General features: G+C 55.2%; 17 protein-coding genes. 7 read left to right on the forward strand and 10 right to left on the reverse strand.

The genetic code is table 11. The features are described 5' to 3' along the window. Positions 1 to 161: 161 nt before the first annotated feature. From ABUK73_RS11970 to ABUK73_RS11990, 5 genes are all read right to left on the reverse strand, one after another. The gene (locus ABUK73_RS11970; protein ID WP_113088847.1) at positions 162 to 890 is read right to left on the reverse strand and encodes an ABC transporter ATP-binding protein; all 729 of its coding nucleotides are present in this window, start codon (positions 888 to 890) and stop codon (positions 162 to 164) included. Continuing rightward, positions 890 to 1753 carry an ABC transporter ATP-binding protein gene (locus tag ABUK73_RS11975; protein ID WP_353577461.1) on the reverse strand — a complete coding sequence of 288 codons (864 nt, stop codon included), beginning with the start codon at positions 1751 to 1753 and terminating at the stop codon, positions 890 to 892. The genes ABUK73_RS11970 and ABUK73_RS11975 overlap by 1 nt, the downstream gene beginning before the upstream one ends. Then, the gene (livM, locus tag ABUK73_RS11980; protein ID WP_113088849.1) at positions 1753 to 3150 is read right to left on the reverse strand and encodes a high-affinity branched-chain amino acid ABC transporter permease LivM; all 1398 of its coding nucleotides are present in this window, start codon (positions 3148 to 3150) and stop codon (positions 1753 to 1755) included. The genes ABUK73_RS11975 and livM overlap by 1 nt, the downstream gene beginning before the upstream one ends. A 4-nt stretch (positions 3151 to 3154) precedes the next feature. Next, positions 3155 to 4057: a branched-chain amino acid ABC transporter permease gene (locus ABUK73_RS11985; RefSeq protein WP_353577462.1), complete on the reverse strand. Its 903-nt coding sequence runs from the start codon at positions 4055 to 4057 to the stop codon at positions 3155 to 3157. 98 nt (positions 4058 to 4155) lie between these two features. Continuing rightward, on the reverse strand, positions 4156 to 4464 hold the full coding sequence (locus ABUK73_RS11990) for a hypothetical protein (protein WP_353577536.1): 309 nt from the start codon (positions 4462 to 4464) through the stop codon (positions 4156 to 4158). Between ABUK73_RS11990 and cysQ the strand changes: the two genes are divergently transcribed. The 4 genes from cysQ (at position 4415) to ABUK73_RS12010 (ending at position 7391) form a co-directional block, all read left to right on the forward strand. Beyond that, positions 4415 to 5188 carry a 3'(2'),5'-bisphosphate nucleotidase CysQ gene (cysQ, locus tag ABUK73_RS11995; protein ID WP_353577463.1) on the forward strand — a complete coding sequence of 258 codons (774 nt, stop codon included), beginning with the start codon at positions 4415 to 4417 and terminating at the stop codon, positions 5186 to 5188. The genes ABUK73_RS11990 and cysQ overlap by 50 nt on opposite strands. A gap of 72 nt (positions 5189 to 5260) precedes the next feature. After that, positions 5261 to 6301 (forward strand): DUF2793 domain-containing protein, encoded by a 1041-nt coding sequence (locus ABUK73_RS12000; protein ID WP_353577464.1) that lies wholly within the window; start codon positions 5261 to 5263, stop codon positions 6299 to 6301. Positions 6302 to 6636: 335 nt separating this feature from the next. Then, positions 6637 to 6912, forward strand: coding sequence for a CtrA inhibitor SciP (gene sciP, locus ABUK73_RS12005; RefSeq protein WP_027675777.1), 276 nt, complete (start codon positions 6637 to 6639; stop codon positions 6910 to 6912). A 197-nt stretch (positions 6913 to 7109) separates the two neighbouring features. After that, positions 7110 to 7391, forward strand: coding sequence for a GNAT family N-acetyltransferase (locus ABUK73_RS12010; protein WP_353577465.1), 282 nt, complete (start codon positions 7110 to 7112; stop codon positions 7389 to 7391). Here the strand turns inward: ABUK73_RS12010 and ABUK73_RS12015 are convergent, their stop codons facing one another. Together ABUK73_RS12015 and ABUK73_RS12020 are read right to left on the reverse strand one after the other, a co-directional pair. Next, on the reverse strand, positions 7392 to 7829 hold the full coding sequence (locus ABUK73_RS12015) for a GFA family protein (protein WP_353577466.1): 438 nt from the start codon (positions 7827 to 7829) through the stop codon (positions 7392 to 7394). Between the two features lie 248 nt (positions 7830 to 8077). Next, entirely contained in the window at positions 8078 to 8428 is a 351-nt protein-coding gene (locus tag ABUK73_RS12020) for a flagellar export protein FliJ (RefSeq protein WP_113088855.1), read from the reverse strand. Between the two features lie 444 nt (positions 8429 to 8872). On the opposite strand from ABUK73_RS12020, the gene ctrA reads away from it, so the two are divergent. After that, positions 8873 to 9577, forward strand: a complete 705-nt coding sequence (gene ctrA / locus ABUK73_RS12025; RefSeq protein ID WP_042617459.1) for a response regulator transcription factor CtrA — start codon at positions 8873 to 8875, stop codon at positions 9575 to 9577. Positions 9578 to 9677: 100 nt separating this feature from the next. Here the strand turns inward: ctrA and ABUK73_RS12030 are convergent, their stop codons facing one another. The 3 genes from ABUK73_RS12030 to chpT all read right to left on the reverse strand — a co-directional run bounded on the left by ABUK73_RS12030 (position 9678) and on the right by chpT (position 11296). Further along, positions 9678 to 10226, reverse strand: coding sequence for a hypothetical protein (locus ABUK73_RS12030; protein WP_353577467.1), 549 nt, complete (start codon positions 10224 to 10226; stop codon positions 9678 to 9680). Then, the gene (locus tag ABUK73_RS12035) at positions 10219 to 10536 is read right to left on the reverse strand and encodes a PadR family transcriptional regulator (protein ID WP_353577468.1); all 318 of its coding nucleotides are present in this window, start codon (positions 10534 to 10536) and stop codon (positions 10219 to 10221) included. Before ABUK73_RS12035 ends, ABUK73_RS12030 begins: the two co-directional genes overlap by 8 nt. 103 nt (positions 10537 to 10639) lie before the next feature. Beyond that, positions 10640 to 11296 carry a histidine phosphotransferase ChpT gene (chpT, locus tag ABUK73_RS12040; RefSeq protein ID WP_353577469.1) on the reverse strand — a complete coding sequence of 219 codons (657 nt, stop codon included), beginning with the start codon at positions 11294 to 11296 and terminating at the stop codon, positions 10640 to 10642. A gap of 148 nt (positions 11297 to 11444) precedes the next feature. Here chpT and ABUK73_RS12045 point away from each other — a divergent pair, with 148 nt between their 5' ends. Together ABUK73_RS12045 and ABUK73_RS12050 are read left to right on the forward strand one after the other, a co-directional pair. Beyond that, positions 11445 to 12041 (forward strand): DUF1134 domain-containing protein, encoded by a 597-nt coding sequence (locus tag ABUK73_RS12045; protein WP_162727840.1) that lies wholly within the window; start codon positions 11445 to 11447, stop codon positions 12039 to 12041. A gap of 166 nt (positions 12042 to 12207) precedes the next feature. Next, positions 12208 to 13317 carry a coiled-coil domain-containing protein gene (locus tag ABUK73_RS12050; protein WP_353577470.1) on the forward strand — a complete coding sequence of 370 codons (1110 nt, stop codon included), beginning with the start codon at positions 12208 to 12210 and terminating at the stop codon, positions 13315 to 13317. The last annotated feature ends 102 nt before the right edge of the window (positions 13318 to 13419 follow it).

The following is a 13419-nucleotide window of genomic DNA, read 5'->3' on the forward strand; positions in this document are numbered from 1 at the left end:
TTCCCCATCAGCGCCCTTGGCTTTTTTGCCGCGGGACCTGCCTTTGATTTCTCGCCCGCCGTTTGCCGGCAGGCTTTATTGTTATGTTGACCCAGCAGGCCCGTCGCAGTGACAGAACCGGCCGTTAACCAGCGCCTGCCGAGTGGCAGGCACCGATGTTCCTAGTGACGACCGCCTTCGAGATAGGCAGCGCGCACCTCCGGGTTGGCCAGCAATTCCTTGCCGGAACCGCTCATCGTGACCTTGCCGTTGACCATGACATAGGCGCGGTCGGAAAGCTTCAGCGCCGCAAAGGCATTCTGCTCCACGAGGAAGACGGTCAGCCCCTCTTCCTTGTTCAGCGTCTTGATCGCCTCGAAAATGCCCTTGACGATCAGAGGTGCGAGACCAAGCGACGGCTCATCCAACAGAAGCAGCTTGGGACGCGACATCAGCGCGCGGCCAATGGACAGCATCTGCTGTTCACCACCCGAAAGCGTGCCGCCGCGCTGGCTCTGACGTTCCTTCAGACGCGGGAACATCGTGAAGATTTTCTCGACGTCTTCCTTGAAGTATTTCAGATTGTCGAGATTGGCGCCCATCTGGAGGTTTTCCAGAACGGTCATGCGCGGAAAAATGCGACGGCCTTCAGGCGATTGCGCAATGCGGCGACGGGCGATGAGATGCGTCGGCACCTTCGTGATGTCTTCGCCATCGAAGATCACCGAACCGGTACGGGCCTGCGGGCTGCCGCAGATCGTCATCATCAGCGTCGATTTGCCAGCACCATTAGCGCCGATAAGGCTGACGATTTCGCCCTTGTTGACTTCGACATCGACGCCAGCCAATGCGCGGATGTTGCCGTAATAGGTTTCTACGCCCTGGACTTTGAGAAGGGGTTCACCGGACATCAAATTGTCCCCCCAAGTTCTTCTGCAATTACGTCTTCCACTTCATCATCCTCGACACCCAGATAGGCGGCGATGACCTTAGGGTCGTTCTTCACATGGTCAGGCGTGCCATCGGAAATCTTCTGGCCATATTCGAGAACCACGACATGGTCGGAAATCTCCATGACAACAGACATGTCATGCTCGATGAGAAGCAGCGACGTGCCTTCGGCGCGAATGCCGCGCAACAGATTGTTGAGCGCCAGCGATTCCTTCGGGTTGAGACCTGCAGCAGGCTCGTCCAGGCACAGAAGTTCCGGCTCCGTGCACATGGCGCGGGCGATTTCCAGACGACGCTGCGCGCCATAGGGAAGATCACCTGCGGGATCGTCGGCACGTTCCGTCAGATCGGCCTTGTCCAGCCAGTATTTGGCCTTCTCGATGGCCGCTGCCGCTGCATTGCTGTAGGTCGGCAGGCCCAAAAGACCGAGGATCGTGTAGCCGGACGCCTTCATCAGCGTGTTGTGCTGGGCAACCAGCAGGTTTTCGAGAACCGTCAGGCCGGAAAACAACCGGATGTTCTGGAAAGTACGCGCGACCTTGGCTTTCTTGGTGATCTCGAAATCCGGCAGACGCTCGAGCAGATGCTCCTCGCCCGTCTTACGCCGCATGGTGATCATGCCCATCGTCGGCTTGTAAAAGCCGGTGATGCAGTTGAACACGGTCGTCTTGCCCGCACCGTTGGGGCCGATCAGCGCGGTGATCTCACCGCGTCTGGCCTCGAAGGAGAAGTCGTTGATGGCCATCAGGCCGCCGAACTTCATAGACAGGTGTTCGACCTTGAGAATGGTGTCTTTTGTCATTGCACTGTTTCCGGAAGCCATCAGCCGTGACCTTCCTTGGTGAAGCTGCCGGAGACGGCTTTACGCTCTTTCAGGAAGGCCGTGGGTTCACGCGAACCGACGAAACCGCGTGGTTTGAACAGCATGACGATGACCATCGCCAGGCCGAACAGCAGCATGCGGTAGAGTTCCGGCGTGAAATCAGGGCCGAAGATGTGCTTGAGGAATTCCATCTCGCGCAGCAGTTCCGTACCACCGACCATGACGACCGCCGCAATGGCAATGCCCGTCAGCGACCCCATGCCGCCGAGAACGACGATGGCAAGAATGACCGCCGATTCCAGGAACACGAAGCTTTCTGGCGAAACGAAGCCCTGACGCGCGGCAAAGAACGAGCCAGCAAAACCACCGAACATCGCACCCGTTGCAAAGGCGGTGAGCTTGGTCTTGACCGTATCGATACCGAGCGAACGGCAGGCGATTTCGTCTTCACGAAGGGCTTCCCAGGCACGGCCAATCGGCATGCGGCGCAGCTTGATGGTCACATAGGCCGTGAGCATGCAGAGCAGCAGAATGACGTAGAAAAGGAAGATCTTGTAATAGGCCGAGGACATGGGCAGGCCAAAGACCTTGGCAAAATTGTTCGGCGCACCGACATCAAACGACCAGATGCCGAAGATGGATGCCTTGGCGATACCCGAGATACCGAAAGTGCCCCTGGTCACATCGGTCCAGTTCAGAAGAACCAGACGAATGATCTCACCGAAGGCAAGCGTCACGATGGCGAGATAGTCACCGCGCAGGCGCAGAACCGGGAAGCCGAGAATGATGCCCCAGAAAGCAGCCAGAATACCGGCCATGGGCAGCAGAACCCAGAAGGACAATCCGAAATGGCTGGACAGGAGAGCGTAGGAGTAAGCGCCGACCGCATAGAAGGCGACGTAACCCAGATCGAGCAGGCCAGCGAGACCGACCACAATGTTCAGACCCCAGGCCAGCATCACATAGATGAGGATCTGGATGCCGAAATTGTCCACCAGCTTCAGCGATCCCTGAAAACCGAAGAGACCGACGGCAATGCCGGGATAGATCAGCAGGAAGATGAGCGCGATCTTGAGAAAATGCTTGTGGAAGAAGCCCTTGTCTTCGGAAATCTCCAGTACGCCGGACTTGGCTTTCGCCAGCTTGCGACGGTTGAGATGCGGGCGGATGAAGCCGACGACGAGGAAGCGGCCAACGGCGGCGATGCCAACGAAGATGGCCAGAAGGCCCCAGCGCGTGCCCCAGATCAGCTGGTTGTTGATGTCCTGATAGGTGACGATGCCGACATAGAGAATGAACATTCCCAGCGACACGAGGCCTGCGAAGATACCTTCCTTCACAGCCTGCGCCATCAGGCTCGGGCCGGACGTTCCGTTTTCGGAAGCGATATTTGCCATGATCTTAAACCTTCTCGACTTCCGGACGGCCCAGAATACCGGTCGGCTTGAAAATCAACACGAAAGCGAGAATTCCGAAGGCTGCAACATCCTTGTAGGCAATGGAGAAATAGGCAGACCAAAGGCTTTCAATGAGGCCGATGAGCAAACCACCCAGCACCGCACCCGGAAGCGAACCAATGCCGCCCAGAACAGCAGCTGTGAAAGCCTTGACGCCCGGAATGAAGCCGTCGTTGAACGAGGCAACACCGTAATACATCAGATACATGGAGCCTGCGACGGCAGCCAGCGTAGCACCCATGACGAAGGTGATGGAAATCGTGCGATCGACGTCAACACCCAGAAGAGCCGCCATCTTGCGGTCCTGCTCGGTTGCGCGCTGTGCGCGGCCAAGCGGCGTCTTGTTGACGATATACCAGAAGGCGAGCAGCAAAACCGAGGTGATCACCACGATCAATAGCTGCTTCAGCGAAATGGTGATGGCGCCGAAATGGTACACTTCCGTTACAAGCGTCGGGATCGGCTTGTTGCGCGGGCCCTGCGTCACCTGAATGAAGTTGGACAGCGCAATCGACATGCCGATAGCCGTAATCAGCGGCGCAAGGCGGAAAGAGCCGCGCAGAGGGCGGTAGGCCACGCGCTCGATTGCCCAGTTCCACAGGCCGGTCATCAGCATGGCGACGACCATCATCACCAGAAGCAGAATCGCGACGGGAATGCCTGCAAAAAACGATGTGAGAATAAGGAAGACGATCAGGGCAGCGAAGCCGCCGAGCATGAAAATATCGCCATGGGCGAAGTTGATCATGCCGATAATGCCGTAAACCATCGTATAGCCAATAGCGATAAGGCCATAGATCGATCCAAGAGTCAGCCCGTTTATGAGCTGCTGGATAAAGTACTCCATATCTTTCCCCCGGACCTACTCTCAACGGAACAGGTCTCGTTTATGTTGATTCCGGGGGCTGCATTTTTTGTCCCCCTTGGTTGAAATCCATATCGCGTTCAGGCGAAATGTGAAGTCAAAAATCTGTAAAACAGCTTTTTATTTGGAATTTCCACATTGAATGCTTCCTCAGCACTCACAACGATCATAATTTTGGCAGAAACTGCCACAAAAAGCGCCTCATCATCGCAAAATCCTGCCAAGCGCCCTCTATTTTCATGCCTGCGCCAGAAACCGGTTGCGTTGTAAATTGCGCTTTGAAAGCTTATGTCGTTTTCGTCGGAACGACGCGTCCGGCCACCGGCAAAAGGGACTTCGATGCTCGAAATATTAACAGCGGCCACGTTGAAGGCGGGCAGAGAGATCATGTCGGTCCACGACGCCGGTCCGCATGTGACCTACAAGAATGACTGCTCCCCCGTCACCGAGGCGGACCAGCGCGCCGAGACGATCATACTGGATGCGCTGGCCGAGCATTTTCCTCATATCCCCGTCATTGCCGAAGAAGCTGCCGCCAACGGCATCGTGCCAGAGGCAGGCGACGAATTTTTTCTGGTCGACCCGCTTGATGGCACCAAGGAATTCATTTCTGGCAAGCAGGATTTCACCGTCAACATCGCGCTCGTCCGCAACGGTGCGCCGGTTCTCGGCGTGGTCTATGCACCGGCGCTCAAAGTGCTGTGGACAGGCGATGGCAATGTGGCCTGCAAGGTACAGGTTTCGGATGAGTTCGAGCAGACAGAGGCGCGCAAGGTGCGCTGCCGCGCCAAGCCGACCATTCCGATTGCCGTCATCAGCCGCTCGCACTGCACGCCGAAGACGGAGGCCTTCGTGGCAGAACATGGTCTGATCGACAGCATTTCCATCGGCTCCTCCCTCAAATTCTGCATGCTGGCTGAAGGCGCGGCAGATGTTTACCCGCGCTTCAGCCGGACCATGATGTGGGACACCGCAGCAGGTGACGCCGTTTTGCGCGCCGCCGGGGGCATAACGCTCGATATGGCGGGCATGCCGTTGCGCTATGAGCTCAATGATGGCGACCAAGACGGCCTGGCAAATCCCGATTTCATTGCCTGGGGCGCCGCTCCTTAAAATTTATTTTCGCATTTTCATTCACGGGCTCCGGCATGGCCGCACAATCTCCAGCGCAAAGGAGATCGAACCATGACTGAACAGACATCAAGACTTGAACTTCCCTATATTCTGCCATCGCAGGCGCAAAAACACGTCACCCATAACGAAGCCCTGCAAAGGCTGGATGCGATCACCCAGCTCGTCATCCACAGCGAAGTGGCAGCACCACCGCAGACAGTCGGAGACGGTGACTGCTTTCTGATCGCCACCAGTCCCACGGGAGACTGGGCGCAAAAGGCAGGCCACCTTGCCTTCCGCCAGGATGATGCGTGGATTTACATTTCTCCCCGAGACGGCTGGCGCGCCTGCTTTGCCGAGACCGGCCGCATAAAAGTGCTGCGCGACGGAGAATGGCAGGACACTCCCCTGCCCGACACGGCTTCCTTTCAGCAACTGGGTATCAATGCCACGGCGGATGCGGGAAACAGGCTGATCGTCTCCTCCGCCGCCAGCCTGTTTACCAATGCGCCCTCCGGCGGCGGGCATCAGGTGAAAGTCAACAAGGCAACATCGGGCGATACGGCGTCGCTGCTGTTTCAATCCGGCTGGGGTGGCCGTGCGGAAATGGGGCTGGCCGGAAACGACCGTTTCTCGATCAAGACCTCGGCGGATGGCGCAAACTGGAGCACGGCCTTGTCGATTTCCGGTTCCGGTGTCGTGTCCATGCCAGCCCGACCTCTGGTGCGGGCGGGACGCGCAGCGGGCAATGTTTCCCATGCCGCCGGATCGGTTTCGGGCTTTACCGACCTCACGGTCCAGCAAGGCGGCTTTGTGCTGGGCAATGTCGTCACCGGCACACTGAAGGAATTGCAGGTGCCGGCAAGTGGCACCTATCTCATCACTCTTTCGCTTGCCGTCGTTTCATCATCGGGCCACACGGTCAGCATCAGGATCAATGGCACCACCAGTGCACTGGCGCTGAACGGTACGACATCGGCGGCGAACAGCCTGCAATCCGTCAGCTTCATCGCGGCTCTGACCGAGAATGACCGTATTTCGCTGGCGCATAGCGGCACCTGCCAGCTGGCCTATGGTCCAGGAAAGACGGAAGTCTCCTTGACGATGCTTTAAATCGCCGTTTGCGCCTGTCGTTTCGTCAAGAAAACGGCAGGCGCATGAAGTCCGGCCAAGTCGGCCAAGGCGCTATACTGGCAAAGGCCAGTTTCTGCCGATTGCTAACTACAGATGAATATTACGAAATTCGGAAATGACTTGATCGGACAAGAGTTGGCACAAAAAACAACAAAATGAATTTTCTTTTTGGCACAAGAATCCAGCAAAGCTCGAACAAATCAGGCGAAACCATTCAAATTCTTAATAAATTGTCTCTGACTGCTTAGGTAATTTTTAAAGGTACGGTCCTAAAGTGCGTCTGCATATGGTCTTGAGTTTGTGTAGAGTGTCCAATGACCGAAATGATACGCCCACGAGTTAAATATGTCATCGGCCCCGATGGCAGCCCTCTAACGATTGCCGACTTGCCCCCTGCGGACACGCGCCGCTGGGTCATTCGTCGAAAGGCAGAGGTTGTCGCCGCGGTACGAGGAGGACTATTGAGCCTCGAGGAAGCCTGCGAACGTTACACGCTGACAGTGGAGGAATTCCTCTCCTGGCAGTCTTCCATCAGTGACCACGGCCTTGCAGGTCTGCGCACCACGCGCATTCAGCAATACCGCCACTAGTTTGCGCTTTCCCCTTCCAAAGGGGATATCGACGACAAAGATCGAGCGTCACCTTTCCTCAAAGATTTCGGGGAATGCGTGGCGCTGATTTGTTTTCAACGCACGATCCAATCTGAGCCCAGACCGTTCACACTTCCCCGCATTTTCTTTTTCGGACAAGCTTATAAACTCCGCTCAATATAAACGGAGTTGAGCAGATGCAGATTTCCACATCCGAAACAGGATCAAAAGGCCGGTATGCGGCAACGCTGGATGGCCATGTCGGTGAGATGACGTTTTCGCGCGTTTCACCCACACTCGTCATCATCGACCACACCGGTGTTCCCGACGAACTGCGTGGTAAAGGCGTTGGCCAGGCGCTTGCCGCTCACGCCGTCGAAGAGGCCCGCAAGGGTGGCTGGAAAATCATGCCGCTTTGTCCTTTCTTCAAGGCGCAGGCATTGCGACATGCCGATTGGGCGGATGTGATTTCGGGCTGATCAGTACCAGATATCACCCACGGTGCGACCATCCATCGGCAAATCCTTGAAACTGTGGAGGCCCTCCAAGCGCACGACCGGTATATGCGCGACATCATCCGGTTCAGCCAGCCGAAGGTTAACGGCAATTCGCACCCGACCATCATCCTGCACCACGGTCCCTCGCCATGAAACCAGATTGCCGCAGACCTTGCAGAAATTGAACGACAGAACATTCGATCCGCGCTGGTAGCCGACCAGTTGGCCTTTAGGATCTTCTACGGAAATGCCGTGCCCGTCATAATCATAGGCCCAAAGCACACCATAACGGCGGCAGGCTGTGCAATTGCAGCTGGTGGCATCGATGATTTCGCCGCGAAATTCCCAATGCACGTTGCCGCACAGGCAGGAGCCACGGGTGATTTTTGGTGCGGAAAATGGTTTTGAAGTTTCGCTCATCACATTCAGCCCTTCATTCCCGCCGCTTATGTCATCATTCTGAAAATGAGCATAATCGATAAATCTCACAGGCACAAAAAAACCGCCCGAACATCGGGCGGCTTTTTGTCAGTAGGTTATTGAGAAACGATTGCGCCGGGCGGATCAAAGATCACAACGGCGAATAGACACGGCGTCGCGTCATTGAAAGCAGCCTCCTGATCCACTGGCCACCGTCAATGAGGACGATTCGTTTCTTTCTTTATGTGTCAGGCGCGTGCACGAATCGCAACGTCGCGATTTTCCAGAGCAGCTGCTCGTTCGTACTCGGCCTGGACTTCTTCCAGAACCGCTTCTGCCGCTTCTTCCTGCATCTTCAATTCACGAATGGAAACCTGCAGATTATCCGCACGCTGGCGGGCTGCTTTCGCAAAGGTCGGATAGGCGAAATGCGTAGGATCGGTAATTCCCGATTTGCTCTCCTCCAGAGAAATCTGATGGACCAATTCCTTGGCCATTCGTTCGAATTCGGACATCATCGACTGCAATTGCTGCAACTGACGACGTTTTTCGTTGACCTGAAATTCCTTCAGGCGAACTAGGCTGTCACGCGACTTCATACGCAATACTCCGTGGATAGCGAGACCCCGGTCAAAACTGGAACCGACCCTTCACCCCGGCTGTGCCGGAATGATTCTGAAAAGTTACCCGACGTTAATAAAAAAATGGCGTCGTTAACCTTTCGTTTACGGGCATCGTTAATGATAAGGCAGATCATTTAAAGGTCGGTAAATGCCAAGCCCGAAAAAACACGGGCACGACAATGTAAGAGTCGATTGAGTCACTTAGCGGGATTTGTTCACGTTATGATTCAAGTTTGGTGATGCGGATTCGCGTTGAATAACAGTAGACTGGAGCCATTATTTAATAAATTCTGCACACCTTGCCAAAGGTAATTAGAATTTGTTAACCATTTGGTGGCAGCCTGCAAATCAGGCAACGACTGGATCCGTATCGCGCAAAGGGCAATCATTTACCTTCCGCGGGCGGCAAAGGGGATAATTATGCGGGTTCTACTCATCGAAGACGACAGCGCGACAGCTCAGAGCATTGAGCTGATGTTGAAGTCTGAAAGTTTCAACGTCTATACGACCGACCTCGGTGAGGAAGGCGTGGACCTTGGAAAGCTCTACGATTACGACATTATTCTGCTCGACCTCAACCTTCCCGACATGTCGGGTTACGAGGTGCTGAGAACGCTTCGCCTCTCCAAGGTCAAGACGCCGATCCTCATTCTCTCCGGCATGGCCGGTATTGAAGACAAGGTTCGCGGCCTCGGTTTCGGCGCAGACGATTACATGACCAAGCCTTTCCACAAGGATGAGCTTGTCGCCCGTATTCACGCCATTGTTCGTCGCTCCAAGGGCCATGCCCAGTCGGTTATCTCCACCGGCGAGCTGATCGTGAACCTGGATGCCAAGACCGTTGAAGTCGGCGGCCAGCGCGTTCACCTCACGGGCAAGGAATACCAGATGCTGGAGCTGCTTTCGCTCCGCAAGGGCACCACGCTCACCAAGGAAATGTTCCTCAACCACCTCTATGGCGGTATGGACGAGCCGGAACTGAAGATCATCGACGTCTTCATCTGCAAGCTGCGCAAGAAGCTGGCCAATGCCGCTGGCGGCGCAAACTACATCGAAACGGTCTGGGGCCGTGGCTATGTTCTGCGCGAGCCGGATGGCGCGACCGAATATCTCGAAACAGCCTGATATCCTCCCAAGCATACCCGCAAACGAAAAAACCGCCCTCCTCCGGCGGTTTTTTTGTTTTGAGGCATTTTGTGGATTTGCTGCTTGTTTAGATGTCAGGTCAGGATGAACCACTTTTGAGCTTCATCACACGCTCTGCAATCAGCAAAATATGCTCAAACCAATTTCTAATAATAAAGCCATAGCATTGTGTATGCCAAATCCAACGAGCACGCCGCAGTCCGTACCTAGGCACCCAGCGCTCTAGAAATATATCTTCCATGTTGTTGATGAAATCTGAGCTTATATCAGATGGCAAAGTCAACTCAACGAAGTACGCACTCCGTTTCATAGCCTTAGTTGTCTGGTTCGAGTCAGAAAAATTTGGGCCGTACCCACTGAATACAACATGCTTTTCAGGATCAATATCAAACAACAACGTCACGGAACTGGGTGCATCTTTAGTATATTTCAGTTCACACTGCCGTATTGCAGTTTCCAGTTTAAACAGCTGGCTCTGATATAGCTCATTCGTTATGTTTGGCTTTATTTTGTCGAGTTGACACACCACTGCCTCGGTGCCTGTTTTATAGATCTTGCGCCGATTTTCAGGGGTATTTTTAGCTAAGCTACCAATCGCGCCTTCAAATATTGAGAGAAAATCAGCCATTGGCACCACCCAGCACTTCAGTGCCCCACACGTTCCCGCCGAGAGCACGCGTTGCAGTAAGTGCCTCGTCAAGCGCATGACGGCCTTCACCAGTTATAGTGAAAAGCCGTCTAGCACGCTTGTCAGAAGTGTCAGACACCTCGGAAATCATGCCTTTTTTTACCATTCTGTCTAAGGCAGTATAAAGCGCAGCAAATGGCGGAGGAGAAGATACGCCTCCTTCGAGGACATTGTATACCTTAGCAGCGTTGGAATTTGGCCCAGAGCGCAATAGCGCTAGTAGAGTGAGTTCTTCAAATTTTCCGATCATACCAAAACCTCAATCTGCTATATATGCAGAGCATACTATGCAATGCATACGTAGAGATCAAGGCTTTGAGAGATATTTAGCACGCGGCGATTTGACAAATTAACTACGCAACACCCTCCGATACCGTCACTGCCGTAAACACGACGCGGTCTTCATGGACCTTGTATTCGATCTTCATGCCCGCTTCTTGCGCCATCAGCAGCGTGTAATAGGGCTGAACGGAATGGGCATCGACGGCTTCTTCTTCGGTGCCTTCGGAAAGGGCCGCGAATTTGGCTGGCACGCGCATCATGCGGCCTTTGACGGTGATTTCGAATCGGGCGTCCGTTTCCGGGTTTTCCAAAATGACATCCACATTGCCACCGCGCGGAATGGCACCGTAAGCAACGAGGAACAGGTTGAGCAGCAGCTTCACGCGGTTCTTCGGCACGATGGCGCGTGGGCCGCTCCAGCTGACTTCCGCCTTCTTTTCCGCAGCCGCAAAATCCTTAGCCGCCTTTTCCGCTTCGCCCGTGTCGATGGAAGCACCGGCAGAACCGGAGGCACCGAAGGCAAGACGGGCAAATTTCAGGCGAACCGAGGCGTTGAGCGCCGATGTGCGGATGAGATCCAGCGCATCTTCGTCCGAGCCACCTTCGTCCAGAAGCTCCAGTCCGTTGTTGATGGCGCCCACCGGCGAGATCACATCATGGCACACGCGACTGCACAGAAGCGCCGCCAGATCGGGGCCGGACAGCGTCAGATTGGGTTTGCTCGTCATAAAATTCTCTCCTGCGCAAGGCTGCGCGGACGGTGTGGAAGTTATTAAGCCATAATGACACCATATTTGGTAAACCGATTGTTAATATCATGGTTTCAAAATGCCAAATGTCTTAACAGGACAAAACGAACGAAACAGACGGACGGAATTGACGATGCGACCTAACGAACTCCGCACCATCGCACGCCTCGGACTGGTAAAGATTTTCGTGGTACTCGCAAGCCTTTGCGTGTCATCCGCGCAGGCCTCTGCCCAGAGCAGCGATCAATACTCCTTTCAGGAAATCATTGACGCTGGCCACGGCTTTTTCGGTGAAACCACCGGAGGACTGGCAAAGGTGGTGGAACGCGCCTTCCAGCAATATGGATTGCCAAACGGCTATATTCTCGGCCAGGAAGGTTCTGGCGCTTTCGTAGCCGGTCTGACCTATGGCGAAGGCCAGCTTTATACCAAGAATGCAGGCCAGCACCCGGTGTTCTGGCAGGGTCCGTCGCTGGGGCTGGATTACGGTGGCCAGGGCACACGCGCCATGATGCTGGTCTATAATCTTCCGGCAGTCGATGCGCTTTACCGTCGTTACGGTGGTGTCAGCGGTTCTGCCTTCATCGTCGCCGGCGTCGGCATGACCGTGCTGAAAAACAGCGATGTCACCATTGCCCCGATCAGAACCGGCATCGGCGCGCGTCTGGGCATCAATGTCGGCTATCTGAAGCTGACGCAGCAGCCGACCTGGAATCCTTTCTGATTCGCATTCGACACATATTCGCGTAAAATGGCGCCAGCTGCATCCATGATGGATAAGGCCTGGCGCAAGATTGGCGTGGCATGATTCGCGCCAGTTTGAATGAGCCGCACTGCGATGCACCCGATTTGAGTTCACCTTTGCGTTACTTTGAGTGGAGACGACCTGCGTGATCGAGTACGCCATTCTTTTCGGCCTGGGTTTTCTCTCCGCCATTCTGCTGGTTTCGCTGATGGCACCGGCCATTCACCGCCGTATCGTGGTCTACACGGAAAAGCGCCTGCAGGCGACGATGCCGATTAGCCCGCAGGAAGTGCGCGCCCAGAAAGACATGGCACGCGCGCTCTATGCCGCCGAGAATGCCCGCACCCGGCAGGAACTGGATGCCGAGCGCGAAAAGGCGCTGGCGCTGAAATTCAGAAACGACACCGCCGCCAGCGATGCCAGCCGCCTTCTGACCGAAACCCGTGAGCAGAAAGCGCAACTCGAACAGATGACGCTGGAGGCGAGCGATCTACGCGCAAAGGCTCGCCGTCACGAAGATGCCGCAGCCCGCCTTAAAGCGACACTCAACGACGCCGAAGAGACAGCACTTGCCCGCACGCAGGAAATCTCCAACCTGACGAAACGTGTCAGCGCCATTTCGCGGGAACTGGATGATCTGAAGATTGCACTCTCCGCCCGCGACATCGAGGTGGAGCAGGCCAAGCACAAGACGGCGACATGGCGCAAGGAACGCGAAACGATCACCAAGGAACTTGACGAAGCAACCGCCAAGAACCGCGAAGCCGCCACCCATATGAGCCGCGAAAGCCGCAAGATCGCCCGCCTCGAAGAGCAACTGGCGCAGGAAGCGGCCCGCAATGCCGACAATGAAATGCTGCTGGAACGCCGTGCGCAGGAAGTCGCCCGGCTTAAGGAGCGCCTCTCTACGGGTGCGGAACCCAGCACTGTCGACGCCGCAGCTGCCACCGCCGCCCCGCTGATCCAGCTTGGGGCGACGGCACAAACGCCGGACCAGATTGCCCGCGAAATAGAAGACATTCGCAATCAGGGCACGGCTCTGACGGAAAGACTGCTGAACGGCAGGGGCAATGGAAATGACGAGGCCATTCGAAAGGAAATCTCCCAGATTGCCGCGCGCATGATTGCTTTGACTGCCGCGCAGGAAGGCGACGCTTCCCCTATTCCAGCCATGCTTGCCACTGCATCCGGCGAAAACGGACGCAAAAACCTCGCCAGCCGCGCCAGCGATGTGATGTCCCAGCAGAAAAACTGATCCCATTCTCGAGATTTTCAAAAAAATCGCGATAGATCGCATTAAAAATAAAGACCGATAAAATTGTAGCTATCGGTTTAAAGCCCCTGAAAAGACTGCCCG

This window comes from Agrobacterium vacciniicorymbosi, assembly GCF_040427045.1.
In the GTDB taxonomy this organism is placed as follows: Bacteria; Pseudomonadota; Alphaproteobacteria; order Rhizobiales; family Rhizobiaceae; genus Agrobacterium.

Excerpts from the sequence above, each read along its gene's own strand:
- ABUK73_RS12000 (WP_353577464.1), top strand. The coding sequence starts at position 5,261 with ATGACTGAACAGACATCAAGACTTGAACTTCCCTATATTCTGCCATCG.
- chpT (WP_353577469.1), bottom strand. The coding sequence starts at position 11,296 with ATGACGAGCAAACCCAATCTGACGCTGTCCGGCCCCGATCTGGCGGCG.
- ABUK73_RS11985 (WP_353577462.1), bottom strand. The coding sequence starts at position 4,057 with ATGGAGTACTTTATCCAGCAGCTCATAAACGGGCTGACTCTTGGATCG.
- ABUK73_RS12020 (WP_113088855.1), bottom strand. The coding sequence starts at position 8,428 with ATGAAGTCGCGTGACAGCCTAGTTCGCCTGAAGGAATTTCAGGTCAAC.
- ABUK73_RS12035 (WP_353577468.1), bottom strand. The coding sequence starts at position 10,536 with ATGATCGGAAAATTTGAAGAACTCACTCTACTAGCGCTATTGCGCTCT.
- livM (WP_113088849.1), bottom strand. The coding sequence starts at position 3,150 with ATGGCAAATATCGCTTCCGAAAACGGAACGTCCGGCCCGAGCCTGATG.
- ctrA (WP_042617459.1), top strand. The coding sequence starts at position 8,873 with ATGCGGGTTCTACTCATCGAAGACGACAGCGCGACAGCTCAGAGCATT.
- ABUK73_RS12010 (WP_353577465.1), top strand. The coding sequence starts at position 7,110 with ATGCAGATTTCCACATCCGAAACAGGATCAAAAGGCCGGTATGCGGCA.
- sciP (WP_027675777.1), top strand. The coding sequence starts at position 6,637 with ATGACCGAAATGATACGCCCACGAGTTAAATATGTCATCGGCCCCGAT.
- ABUK73_RS11970 (WP_113088847.1), bottom strand. The coding sequence starts at position 890 with ATGTCCGGTGAACCCCTTCTCAAAGTCCAGGGCGTAGAAACCTATTAC.
- ABUK73_RS11990 (WP_353577536.1), bottom strand. The coding sequence starts at position 4,464 with ATGATCTCTCTGCCCGCCTTCAACGTGGCCGCTGTTAATATTTCGAGC.
- ABUK73_RS11975 (WP_353577461.1), bottom strand. The coding sequence starts at position 1,753 with ATGGCTTCCGGAAACAGTGCAATGACAAAAGACACCATTCTCAAGGTC.
- ABUK73_RS12030 (WP_353577467.1), bottom strand. The coding sequence starts at position 10,226 with ATGGCTGATTTTCTCTCAATATTTGAAGGCGCGATTGGTAGCTTAGCT.
- ABUK73_RS12015 (WP_353577466.1), bottom strand. The coding sequence starts at position 7,829 with ATGAGCGAAACTTCAAAACCATTTTCCGCACCAAAAATCACCCGTGGC.
- cysQ (WP_353577463.1), top strand. The coding sequence starts at position 4,415 with ATGCTCGAAATATTAACAGCGGCCACGTTGAAGGCGGGCAGAGAGATC.